Origin of the sequence: Flavobacterium sp. WV_118_3 (genome assembly GCF_039778605.1) — a bacterium.
GTDB lineage: Bacteria > Bacteroidota > Bacteroidia > Flavobacteriales > Flavobacteriaceae > Flavobacterium.
In genome coordinates, this window is the sequence record NZ_CP156060.1 from 3,743,099 (window position 1) to 3,755,040 (window position 11,942).

Genomic DNA, 11,942 nt, shown 5'->3' on the forward strand with positions numbered 1-11,942 from the left:
AAAGTAGCGAAATGATGCCCACAAAGGTCGGAATACCGTTTGAAACCTTTGTGGGTCGTCGGGTTCTACAATAAACAATTACCAATTGACATAGGTGAACTGGGTTTGCCAGGGGAGTCGTATCATACTGATTCCCCAGGATAGTTTGTCCATTAAAATATCCTGTGTTTTGCGTTCGACTATAAGTGTCTGACTGTCTACGGTTAATTTTCCGGGGCGCTGAAAAAATTCGTGTTGTAACAATCCTACCGATGCCGTTTTCATAGCACTCCAGTTTTGTTGTACGGCTCCGATTACTTTTGCTGCTTCGGTTTTCTGTTTCCGCGTAAGTTTGACATGCCGGTTAATACTTTGATGTAGTGGAAAATTACACAAATATTTTTCGAAAAGCATCGCACTTTCGGGTTGGTTGGTTTTTCCGGTAGCAATATAATGCAACAGATGAATGCCGGTTTCCGGATCGGTAAGCGTATTGGTTTTGGGATCCATCAGATTGCAATGTTTAAAAAGATTGGCAATAAAAGGATGAATAAGCACAAGTCCTGCATTTTGCACCTGAAGGTCATTTGATACCTCATCGGTTATCGGAGTTTTCTGCTGCGTTGTTTGGAATAACTCAGGAGTGATTTTATTTTGTGCTGTTTTTTGGAATTCCTCTTTATCCGGATGCTTCTGGTTGCTTTTGGATGTCTTTTCGGGCGTCTTTTCGGGCGTCTTTTCGGGTGTCTTGCCGTTTGTTTTGTTTTTTGTCTCGTTTTCTGTCTCGTTTTTTGTCTCGCGGAATGTACTATAGGGAACACGCTGTTCGATAAAAGGAAAAATAGCTTTTATTTCCTCCCAGATCTGTTCTTCGGTTTCCGGATTTTTTGCGGCTTTTAAGAGCGGTATTGTTTTGATAATCTGTTGAATTATAGTTGTTTCTGAGTTCGTAAGGTTGTTCGATACGAGTGTGGATATGGTTTGTAAAATTAAAGACCATAGCACTTTTCGATCGGCAAAAGACGATCCGGAAAGTTGTTTTATAATAGCACTTTTAAGTGCGATTTTTAAACCTTTAGATTGTATCACGGCCAAACAGATTTGTGCGATCTGGGCATCGGTGAACTGATTGATAATGCGTTCCTGTACTTTTGGTTTTTGGATGCGGAACACAATTTTGGCTACAAAAGCTTTTTCGGAAATGATTTTTCTAAACGGAATGGATTCAAAAATAGCAGCCGATGTTTCATTGGTATCCCACCAGGGCATAGTACCTGTTTCTATAAAATGAATAAAGGTCTGTAGCAATTTTTCGGTTTCTCCCAGAAAATGGATTCCGGGATTTTCGGTAGTCCCATAATTCGGATTCCGATCATAATTTGAGTCGTAGCCAGGATCAGAACCATAATTCGGATTTTCGTTATGATTTTGTCCGTAGCGCGGATTTTGACCATAATTCGGATTTTGGTCATTACGCGACTTTTGGCGATGACCCTGGTTTTGGTTCTGATTTTGCCCGCGACTTTGACTTTGTCCATTAGGCTGACCCTGATCATAGTTCGGGTTCGGGTTCGGGTTTTGCCTGTGATTTTGGTTGTGGTTGTGGTTACGGTTTTGTCCGTTATTCAGACGTTGTTCATCATTCCAACTTGGTTCGTAATCTTGATTTTGTCCTGCAACCTGATTTTGTCCATTGTTTTCATGTTGCCTTTGGTTGTACTGTTGATCTTGGCTGTGTTTTGGGTTATAATACTGATTTAGGTTTAGATGTCGTCGCTGACTTAGATACGGATTCAGATGCTGACCCGATCCGTTTTTTATTATTTCGGCAAGTTCCTTTCGGAACGCTGTTATAACGTCATTTTTTAATGTGCCGTTTAATATCGTATTTGATGATGATTCACAATGATTGACGTCGACAACCAACTGTGCAATCTGTAAAGTGTGAGCCGGTATTTTGGCCTGTACAGTGTTAAGATGTTTTTCAAGTTTAGGAAAAACATCCATAGCTAAAAAGCTACTGATATCATCTTTGATCGCATACGCCTTTTTCCTGTTGTTAACCGAAACCTCAATGATAACTTTATGTATAATATGGGTGTGTTCCACTGTGCAATTATTTTATAAATCAGCTACTTCTAAATTATTCGAATTCTCCGCCCCAAAAACCAGCCGGGCAACTACTATATTTTGACTTTTGCTTGGCACTTAGCCTGCAACCACAACCTCTTATATAGCCTTCTCTTGGCATTTTTGAAACTTCTAATGTCAATGGCTCAATCCATCGTTGCGTATCGCAGCTGTTACCGTTTTTTAAAGGGCAGGCATTACAGATGGTTTCCCTTTTTGCAAAAATGTATTCGTCGCTTTCATTTGTGAATCCGATTTTAGAACGAAACTCATTAAAATGACCATCTGCAATCTCATTGCGTTTTTGGAAAAGATTTTTAAAATTCATCGGGTTTAGTATTAAAATTATACCGCCAAAATTATTAGAAGTGATCGCATCAGGCTAGTTATTAGTCGTCTGGATTCTGTCTTTGCAGTAGATCGCAATTTGAAAAAAGGGATGAAATATGACGCAATCCTTTGCCGTATATGGGGATGCGGGATCGGTTTTGAGGTTCTTTTTTCTGCTAAAAGGAACTGGTATCCGACTGTTTTTTCTGATGTAAGTGCGATGAGGTGTGTTTAAAATGGTTCGTTACTTGATTTTATTAACGGCTTGCTGTAGTTGCATTGTTAATATTGTCCTTGTTTTTGGTTTGTAAACATGACTATAAGAGGTTTTTTTATTTTTTATGGTGCGAATTGCCTCTTAAATACCTGAGTTTATGCGGGATTGCGGACTTAAAAGAGTATACGATTTTAGGAAATAGTGGTGTTTTTAAGTAGCAGTATATCAGTTGATTATAATTTATTTTTTGTCGATCGCTACAATTGGCCATAAAAACGACTTACTGCAAAGACAGTTTTACGGGGGCAAAATATTCGTTTTTTCGGAAGCTGTGATTGTATGTTTGCATCGTGATAATCAACAATAGAAAATTATGATTTATAAAGTATTAAAAGCATTAAGCGACAAGCTTGATCATGAACTAAATCTTCCGGATCCGGAGTACCCGGTTCAGGAGCCGGTAGATGTGGTGATTGATAGTATAGCAAAAGAAGATAATGATGCGACAGCGATTAGCAATAAGGTGGTCATTTCATTGTTGAGCGCAGAGGAAGAATCGGCATTAAAAAATACATCAAGGTATGAGCCTATTTATCCTGAAGGTTCTACGGTACCTAGAGGTTATAAGAAAAAGAATCCGACAGCTTATCTAAACCTGTATGTGATGGTTGCGGCAAACCGTGATAACTATGAAATCGCACTTCGGAATATTTCTAAAGTGATTCAAACCTTTAATACCGAGAAAACCTTTGTTAATGAAGCACAGGGATTCAGTATTAAACTACAACTACACCCACTTCCTTTCGATCAGTTGAGTTATGTGTGGGGATTGCTTGGAGGTAAAGTAATTCCGTCTGCTTTATACAAAATAAGCATTGTGAAAATCCAAAAAGCTGGAGAAACCTATCCGGAAATAATCGAGGATATCGATATCCTAAGAAGAGAAAAAAAAATCTAAGAAAATTATTATTAACCTAAATTTTTAAAACATGTCAGAATTTAAAACTCCGGGCGTTTTTATAGAGGAAATCCCAAAATTTCCACCTTCTGTAGCTCAGGTAGAAACGGCAGTACCGTCATTTATCGGCTATACCGAAATAGCGCTTGACAAAGAAAACAAACCGTTGAAAATGGTGCCTACGAAGATCAGCTCTTTAATGGACTATGAAACGTATTTTGGAAAAGCTAACAAAGAAAGTATCAAATTACAAGATACTGTAGATGAAGGCTTGACCCTGGTAAAACCGAATGTAAAGTTCCTAATGTACTATTCCATGCAAATGTATTTTGCAAATGGTGGCGGTCCGTGTTATGTTGTTTCTGTAGGTGACTATATTGGCGATGTAATAAACAAAAGTGATCTGAAGTTAGGTCTGGAAGCTTCTGCTTTGCAGGAAGAGTCGACAATTGTTGTTTTCCCAGATGCAACATCATTAACCGATCAGGAAGAATTTTATGCACTTTACCAGGATGCCATCGCACAGGCCGACGACTTAAAAAACAAATTCCTGATCATGGATACTTTCCTTGGGGAATCAAAAAGTGAAGATGAGGACACTGGTTTTAATACCGTTGAATTTCTTCGAAACAGAATCGGACGAACCATGCATGCTGCAGCGTATTTCCCGCATTTGAAAACCGTATTAAATTATCGTTTCAATGAAGACCTAGCAATCGATCATGCCGGATTGCAGCCAGCCAATGCTACCGGTGGTTTTTTCGCAGCTTCTGTGGCCGATTTGAACGCGTTAAGTCTTCTTGCTACGGCAGAATTGGCCGGTGCAACAGAAGAGGAACCTGCTGATACAAAAATGCTTATCGATATTGCGAAGAGTGTTATTGCTATCGTAGAAGAAGTGAATGTTACGGCCGATGGTAAAATTTCGTTAGTGGATGTTCAATCGTATTTACAAGATCTTCAGAATGAAGACGAAGATCGTGATGTCGCTGATATTACGGGATATATTACCACTTTAAAAAATGCGGTAGATCTCGCTCAGGATAAAAAAGGAGATGCGCACGGATTAAAACTGGAAGCGTTAAAAACTACAAATTCCGTTTTATACAATCAGATTAAAAAAGTAATCGGCGAATTAAAGGTGGTATTACCGCCGTCGGCTACAATGGCTGGAGTATATGCTAAAGTTGATGGTACACAAGGGGTGTGGAAATCACCGGCGAATTTAGGACTTAACTATGTAATCGCACCAACCCAAAAAATTTCAAACAAAGAACAGGAAAGCTTAAACGTAGATACAAACGGAAAATCGATTAATGCAATCCGCACGTTCACCGGTAAAGGAAACCTGGTTTGGGGTGCCAGAACTTTCGATTCAGAAGACACAGAATGGAAATATATCTCGGTGCGTCGTCTTTTTGATATGGTTGAAAAATCAGTTCAAAATGCAATGCAGCGATTCGTTTTCGAAACCAATGACGCCAATACCTGGGTAAAAGCGAAAGCCATGATCGAAAATTACCTGAACCAGTTATGGATGAATGGTGCCTTAGCGGGATCAACTCCGAAACAAGCCTACTACGTTATCGTTGGTAAAGAAACAACAACTGATCAGGACGTTTTGGAAGGAAGAATGAATATCGAAATCGGTATGGCAGCAGTTCGCCCTGCAGAATTTATTGTGTTGAACTTTTCACACAAATTACTAGAAGCATAAAAATTAGATAAACAATTAAATACAGCAAATTATGAATGAATATCCATTAGCGAAGTTTTCCTTCGAAGTTGATTGGGGTGGAACAAAATTAGGTTTCACGGAGGTTACCGGAATGCAGATTGAAACTGACGTTACGGAATACAGACACGGAGCCAGCCCGGACTTCAGTAAAATCAAAATGCCGGGACTTAGAAAGTTCTCCAACATCACGTTAAAACGTGGTTCTTTCAAAGGAGACAACGAGTACTTTACGTGGTTAAACACGATCAACCTGAATACGGTAGAGCGTCGTTCGGTTACGATTTCACTTTTAGACGAAACCGGAGCACCGGCAATTACCTGGAAAGTGAAAAACGCATTCCCGGTTAAATTACAGGCCAGCGACTTAAAAGCAGATGCAAGTGAAGTGGCTATCGAAACCTTAGAGATCGCTCACGAAGGATTAACAATCGAAAACAATTAATAAATAACTTTTAAATTAAAACACATGAATTACAAAACACCAGGGGTTTACGTAGAGGAAATTGTAAAATTCCCACCATCAGTGGCGCAAGTAGAAACAGCTATTCCGGCTTTTGTTGGATATACTGAAAAAGGACCAAAAAATGACCCAACAAGAATTGCTTCCTTAATGGAGTATGAAACACTTTTTGGAGGTGCAGAATTTGAAAAAACAGCAATCACATTAGACGTACTTGATGAAGTAGCTACAGCAACGGTAACGGCAGCCAATTTAAGTAAATTTAAAATGTACTACGCATTGCAAATGTATTTTGCAAATGGCGGTGGTCCTTGTTATATCGTTGCTGTAAATCATTATAAAACAGGAACTACAGTAAATGCAGTGGATTTTGACGAGTTGGTAGATGGACTAGATCTATTGGAAAAAGAAGACGAGCCAACATTAATCGTATTCCCGGATGCTGAAGCTTTAGGACAAATCGACGCTTGTACTTTATACGTAAATTCCTTAAATCAGGCAGAAAAAATGGGTGACCGTTTTGTGATTATGGATGTAATTGGGGATCTTGAAATTTTCAGAACTAAAGTTGAAGCAACCGGTTTAAAATACGGAGCAGCTTACCACCCAAAATTAGAAACGGTTTTGAGCTACAACTATAAAGATGAAGAAGTTGCAATTTCGACCTATAAAAAGACTCTTCCAAATGGAACAACACAAGCTGTAGCGGATGCACCGGAACTTCTTAGTGAATTAAAAGGAAATAACTCGGCTTTATACAACCAGGCGAAAAAGGCAATTGCTGCACAACGTGTTGTTTTAGCACCATCTTCAGCAATCGCTGGAGTTTATGCAAAAGTGGACAGCACTTCTGGAGTGTGGAAAGCACCGGCAAACATTGGTCTTAACTATGTAATTGCTCCGGTTGAAAAAATTTCACATAAACAACAGGAAAGCTTAAACGTTGACTCTAAATACGGAAAATCAATCAATGCGATCCGTACTTTTAACGGTAAAGGTACTTTAGTTTGGGGTGCCAGAACATTAGACGGAAACAGCAACGAATGGAGATATGTATCAGTTCGTCGTTTCTTTAACATGGTGGAAGAATCAGTTAAAAACGCAACAGAACGTTTTGTATTTGATGCTAACGATGCGAAAACATGGACACGTGTAAAAGCAATGATCGAAAATTTCCTTAACCAACAATGGATGAGTGGTGCCTTAGCGGGATCAACTCCGGAACAAGCCTACTATGTGAGCGTTGGTTTAAACGAAACAATGTCGGCTCAGGATATTTTAGAAGGTAGAATGATCGTTGAAATCGGTATGGCAGCAGTTCGCCCTGCAGAATTTATCGTGTTACGCTTTTCACACAAATTACAAGAAGCATAAAAATTAGATAACAATTTAAATACAAAAAATTATGAATGAATATCCATTAGCAAAGTTTTCCTTCGAAGTTGATTGGGGTGGAACGAAATTAGGTTTCACAGAAGTGACCGGAATGCAGATTGAAACTGACGTTACGGAATACAGACACGGAGCGAGTCCGGATTTCAGTAAAATCAAAATGCCGGGACTTAGAAAATTCTCGAACATCACGTTAAAACGTGGTTCTTTCAAAGGAGATAATGAGTACTTTACTTGGTTGAACACGATCAACTTGAATACAGTAGAACGTCGTTCGGTTACGATTTCACTTTTAGATGAAACCGGTGCACCAGCTATTACCTGGAAAGTGAAAAACGCATTCCCGGTTAAATTACAGGCTAGTGACTTGAAAGCGGACGCCAGTGAAGTTGCTATCGAAACATTGGAGATTGCTCACGAAGGATTAACTATTGAAAATAACTAGTCATGGCAGGCGTATATCCTCCAACAAGCTTTTCGTTTACAGTTAGCGGAGTAGCATCAGAGGGTATTGACTCCAGATTTCAATCTGTATCTGGATTATCTACAGAAATTGGAACTGAAGAGTATGCAGAAGGAGGCGAGAACCGATTTGTTCATCAACTTCCACTGCGTCCAAAATATCCTAATTTAGTTTTAAAGCGTGGGCTTGTAGAAGACTCCGGATTGATTGAATGGTGTAGAGCTGCCATGGAACGATTCGAGTTCGCACCCAGAGATTTAGTCATTACACTTTCAGGTGGAACGGATTCAACAGCACCATCTATGTCTTGGAATGTTGTGGGGGCCTATCCGGTAAAATGGGATGTGTCCGAATTTAACGCCGAAGAAAGTAAACTGGCTATTGAAACGATAGAACTCAAATACAGATATTACACAATACCTTAAGCAAGCGGCCTAAGCTTGTCATTTGAATAGCAAAACTAAACACATAAAGTGTATTAGTTAAAGGTAAAATCTTAACTAAATCTTTTTTGAAAAAAAGGCGACAGTTTGATTGTTAAAATCAACCTGAATGGACGCTTTATGTGTTTGGTTTTTTAATAAATAGCGCTTTAAAGTGCTTATTGTCAGTGTTTAAAGCGTTTACTAATCCATTAAAAGCAAACGAAATGCCAATAGAAATAAAAGAACTCCATATTAAGATAAATGTGGACGAAAATGCATCCGGTACAACTGCCGATTCGGCAGATATGGAAGGAATCATGCGGGCAATCAGCGAAAGCGTAGAACAAATAGTAACTATTGAACAACGTAAAAAAGAAAGATAATGGGAGGATCAATTCAAAAATTAACTATTGGAACCTATAAAGATTCTAACTATGAAACCCGAATCTTAATGGGCGCTTTTAAAGCTTTTATCAATCCTGCAGGTTTTTCCATGACCTATAAATCAAATTTTGCAAAAGATCAGGCAATGGGTAGTTCGAAAGCGGATCTGAAATACGCCAATTCGGTTCCGTCGGATTTACAATTAGATTTTCTTTTTGATGGAACAGGTGTGTCCGAATCAAATGCCCTCAATAAAGCACTTAGCAGTGCGGCGCAAAAAGCCGGACAGGGATCGGCATTCGCAGCAGCCGCTGTGGCAAAACAAATAAAAGATTTTTATAAGGCTACAGGACAACTGGAAGGACGAATTCATAAACCCTATAATGTGATCATCAACTGGGGTGATTTTGAATTTTTAGGATTTCTGTCGGAGTTTACCATCGAATATAAATTATTCAATAATGAAGGAAGACCGTTACGAGCCATCGGAAAAGCAAAATTCACAGAATCTATTAGCCCGGAACTCGCAGCAAAAACAGATAAAATGAGCTCGCCCGATCTTACCCATAAACGAACGGTAGTAGACGGTGATACATTGCCTTTGATGACCGAAAGAATTTATGGAGACTCGAAATACTATCTGGAAGTTGCCAAAGTAAACGGTATCATCAATTTCAGACAATTAATTCCTGGACAAGAATTATTCTTTCCACCTATAGCAAAAATATAATAAGATGAATAATAGCGGCTACATACAAACAGCAAAAACTCCCGACCTGGTAACCTTTAAAGTGATGTCAGGAGGCACAGAACTGCCCGTTCAATACGGCGTAAAAAGTATTGTGGTAGAAAAAGAAGTGAACAGGATTCCACATGCCCGCATTGTTATTTTAGATGGAAGTGCTCCGGATCAGGACTTTAAACTAAGTGGTGAAAATCTATTGATCCCGGGAAAGGAAATTGAAATTACGGTTGGATACCATTCCAAAGAGGAGACCATTTTTAAAGGGGTTGTGGTCAAACATAACTTAAAAGTTAAAAACGGATCGACGTTCCTGATTGTGGAGTGTAAAGACAAAGCAGTGAAGATGACTTTGGGGCGAAAAAGCAAGTATTTCTACGAAAGTAAAGACAGCGATATTATTGAAGAACTGATCGGAAATAGTGGCGCAACCGCAGATGTCGAAACGACTGCAAAAACGCATAAGGAATTGGTACAATACCGTGCTTCCGACTGGGATTTTATGGTAACCCGTGCACAGGCTAATGGAAAGCTTTGTTTTGTGGACGACGGTACCATTAAAGTAGCCAAACCAAAAGTGAGTGGCGAAGCAGTAGAAACCGTAGCCTTTGGTTCTTCTGTTCATGAATTTGACGGCGAAATCGATGCCAGAGATCAGTTTAGTACAATCACCGCTTCCTCATGGAGTTATACCGATCAGGAGATCGTAGAAGCAGAAGCGCAGGATCCTGGAATTACACTCAATGGTGATCTTTCGCCAAGTGATCTGGCTGATGTTTTCGGAATCGAAGACCTGCAATTGCGACACGGAGGTAAGATCACTCAGGAAGAACTACAAGACTGGAGCGATGCCAAAGCGACTTTTCAGCAATTGGCAAAATCACGCGGAACGGTAACATTTCAAGGGATTCCGAAAGTAAAGCCAGGGGTCTTATTAAAATTAGAAGGTTTAGGAAAACGATTCAACGGTACCATTTATGTCACAGGTGTACGCCATGAAGTTACAGAAGGAAACTGGTTGGCAACAGCACAATTTGGATTAACTCCAACATGGTTTTCAGAAACCTATGATGTGAGCGAAATGCCGGGATCCGGAATTATGCCAGCCATTAGCGGTTTGCATGTTGGCGTAGTAACACAATTGGAATCGGATCCGGATGGAGAAGATCGAATTCTGGTACAAATACCAATTATTAACAATGAAGAAGAAGGAATCTGGTGTCGTGTAGCAACACTTGATGCCGGAGAAAACAGAGGTTCCTTTTTCAGACCGGAAATTGAAGATGAGGTTATTATCGGTTTTATAAACGACGATCCAAACGATGCCGTAGTTCTGGGAATGTTGCACAGTAGTGCCAAACCAGCACCGATAACAGCAACCGATGACAATCATGAAAAAGGATTTGTGACCCGAAGTGAAATGAAAATGATTTTCAATGATGACAAAATTTCCTATACACTCGAGACACCGGCTGGTAAGAAAGTGATTTTAGATGAAGATGCCGACATTATAAAAATTGAAGATGAACATTCGAACGTACTCACTTTTAAAAGTGATGGTATTACGATGGAAAGTGCAGGAGATATTAAAATTAAAGCCTCCGGAGATGTAAGTATCGAAGGAACCAATGTAAAACTGAAAGCCAGTGCACAGTTTAAAGCCGAAGGAAGTTCCGGTTCGGAAGTATCCTCAGGAGCGGTAACCGTAATCAAAGGATCGCAGGTAAAAATCAACTAAAAAACGATAAGGATCGCAAGGACGAAAAAAGAATGCAAAGGAAGCGGGGCCTTACGATCTGAAAAAATTATAAATAACAATATATGAAACCAGCAGCACGAATCACAGATATGCATACCTGCCCGATGGTCACTGGAAATGTACCTCATGTAGGTGGACCTATATTGCCGGCCGGTGAACCGACAGTATTAATTGGCGGAATGCCCGCAGCAAGAGTAGGCGACAAAGCAATCTGTAGTGGTCCACCCGATACCATAGCGGCCGGATCATCGACCGTTTTAATAGGCGGGAAACCGGCAGCACGACAAGGCGATACCACTGCACATGGAGGTGTCATATCGGCCGGTATGCCCACCGTATTAATTGGTGGATAGTGCTGTATTATGATATTTAAACGCAGTAATGGCTACCCATATTCGGCCTGGCCTAAAAACTGAAATAGCTATAACCACACCCAAGTAAACTAAGGCATCATATTACCGATAAACGAGTACAATAAAAAAATATATAAAGAACAGTATGAAAATAAATACAGATTTTTTAGGAATAGGTTGGAGTTTTCCGCCTGAGTTTAATAAAGCAGAAGGAGGCGTGACCATGACTACTGATGTTGAAGATATCAATAACAGTTTACTAATCCTTTTGTCTACGCGACCAGGAGAACGGGTCATGTTTCCAAACTATGGTTGTGATTTACAGGAAATGCTTTTTAAGCCCCTGGAACTAACACTAATCACACAAATGAAAGGGATTATTGAACGCGCCATTTTGTACCATGAACCCCGAATCAATATTATCAGTATTGAAATTGATACTACAGAAGAACTGGAAGGACAGGTGTTGATACATATCGATTATGAAGTGAGAAATACCAATACGAGAAGCAATGTTGTTTTTCCTTTCTATAAAGGAGAAGCTACCGCAATCTAAACGACTTGTAATGACTGTAACCCCATTCGATTTTGCCAGAATAGTTTACATCAAGT

At 39.6% G+C, this 11,942-nt stretch carries 13 protein-coding genes; 11 read left to right on the forward strand and 2 right to left on the reverse strand.

Going from position 1 to position 11,942, the window contains the following annotated elements; translation table 11 throughout:
• Positions 1 to 78: 78 nt before the first annotated feature.
• Together ABFU83_RS17310 and ABFU83_RS17315 are read right to left on the reverse strand one after the other, a co-directional pair.
• Positions 79 to 2,088 carry a contractile injection system tape measure protein gene (locus ABFU83_RS17310; RefSeq protein ID WP_347067773.1) on the reverse strand — a complete coding sequence of 670 codons (2,010 nt, stop codon included), beginning with the start codon at positions 2,086 to 2,088 and terminating at the stop codon, positions 79 to 81.
• Positions 2,089 to 2,122: 34 nt separating this feature from the next.
• Positions 2,123 to 2,437 (reverse strand): hypothetical protein, encoded by a 315-nt coding sequence (locus tag ABFU83_RS17315; protein ID WP_347067774.1) that lies wholly within the window; start codon positions 2,435 to 2,437, stop codon positions 2,123 to 2,125.
• Positions 2,438 to 3,029: 592 nt separating this feature from the next.
• Here ABFU83_RS17315 and ABFU83_RS17320 point away from each other — a divergent pair.
• The 11 genes from ABFU83_RS17320 (at position 3,030) to ABFU83_RS17370 (ending at position 11,886) form a co-directional block, all read left to right on the forward strand.
• Positions 3,030 to 3,614, forward strand: a complete 585-nt coding sequence (locus ABFU83_RS17320; RefSeq protein WP_347067776.1) for a DUF4255 domain-containing protein — start codon at positions 3,030 to 3,032, stop codon at positions 3,612 to 3,614.
• A gap of 31 nt (positions 3,615 to 3,645) precedes the next feature.
• Positions 3,646 to 5,331, forward strand: coding sequence for a phage tail sheath C-terminal domain-containing protein (locus tag ABFU83_RS17325; protein ID WP_347067778.1), 1,686 nt, complete (start codon positions 3,646 to 3,648; stop codon positions 5,329 to 5,331).
• Between the two features lie 31 nt (positions 5,332 to 5,362).
• The gene (locus ABFU83_RS17330) at positions 5,363 to 5,794 is read left to right on the forward strand and encodes a phage tail protein (RefSeq protein WP_136404501.1); all 432 of its coding nucleotides are present in this window, start codon (positions 5,363 to 5,365) and stop codon (positions 5,792 to 5,794) included.
• Between the two features lie 24 nt (positions 5,795 to 5,818).
• Positions 5,819 to 7,186: a phage tail sheath C-terminal domain-containing protein gene (locus tag ABFU83_RS17335; RefSeq protein ID WP_347067781.1), complete on the forward strand. Its 1,368-nt coding sequence runs from the start codon at positions 5,819 to 5,821 to the stop codon at positions 7,184 to 7,186.
• Between the two features lie 31 nt (positions 7,187 to 7,217).
• Entirely contained in the window at positions 7,218 to 7,649 is a 432-nt protein-coding gene (locus ABFU83_RS17340) for a phage tail protein (protein WP_136404501.1), read from the forward strand.
• 2 nt (positions 7,650 to 7,651) lie between these two features.
• Positions 7,652 to 8,092: a phage tail protein gene (locus ABFU83_RS17345; protein WP_347067783.1), complete on the forward strand. Its 441-nt coding sequence runs from the start codon at positions 7,652 to 7,654 to the stop codon at positions 8,090 to 8,092.
• A gap of 224 nt (positions 8,093 to 8,316) precedes the next feature.
• On the forward strand, positions 8,317 to 8,475 hold the full coding sequence (locus ABFU83_RS17350; RefSeq protein WP_168732852.1) for a DUF5908 family protein: 159 nt from the start codon (positions 8,317 to 8,319) through the stop codon (positions 8,473 to 8,475).
• Positions 8,475 to 9,206, forward strand: coding sequence for a LysM peptidoglycan-binding domain-containing protein (locus ABFU83_RS17355; protein ID WP_347067784.1), 732 nt, complete (start codon positions 8,475 to 8,477; stop codon positions 9,204 to 9,206). Before ABFU83_RS17350 ends, ABFU83_RS17355 begins: the two co-directional genes overlap by 1 nt.
• A gap of 4 nt (positions 9,207 to 9,210) precedes the next feature.
• On the forward strand, positions 9,211 to 10,956 hold the full coding sequence (gene vgrG, locus ABFU83_RS17360) for a type VI secretion system tip protein VgrG (protein WP_347067786.1): 1,746 nt from the start codon (positions 9,211 to 9,213) through the stop codon (positions 10,954 to 10,956).
• Between the two features lie 83 nt (positions 10,957 to 11,039).
• Complete coding sequence (locus tag ABFU83_RS17365) at positions 11,040 to 11,330, forward strand: PAAR domain-containing protein (protein ID WP_136404497.1); 291 nt, start codon at positions 11,040 to 11,042, stop codon at positions 11,328 to 11,330.
• Positions 11,331 to 11,475: 145 nt separating this feature from the next.
• Positions 11,476 to 11,886: a GPW/gp25 family protein gene (locus ABFU83_RS17370; protein WP_136404496.1), complete on the forward strand. Its 411-nt coding sequence runs from the start codon at positions 11,476 to 11,478 to the stop codon at positions 11,884 to 11,886.
• The last annotated feature ends 56 nt before the right edge of the window (positions 11,887 to 11,942 follow it).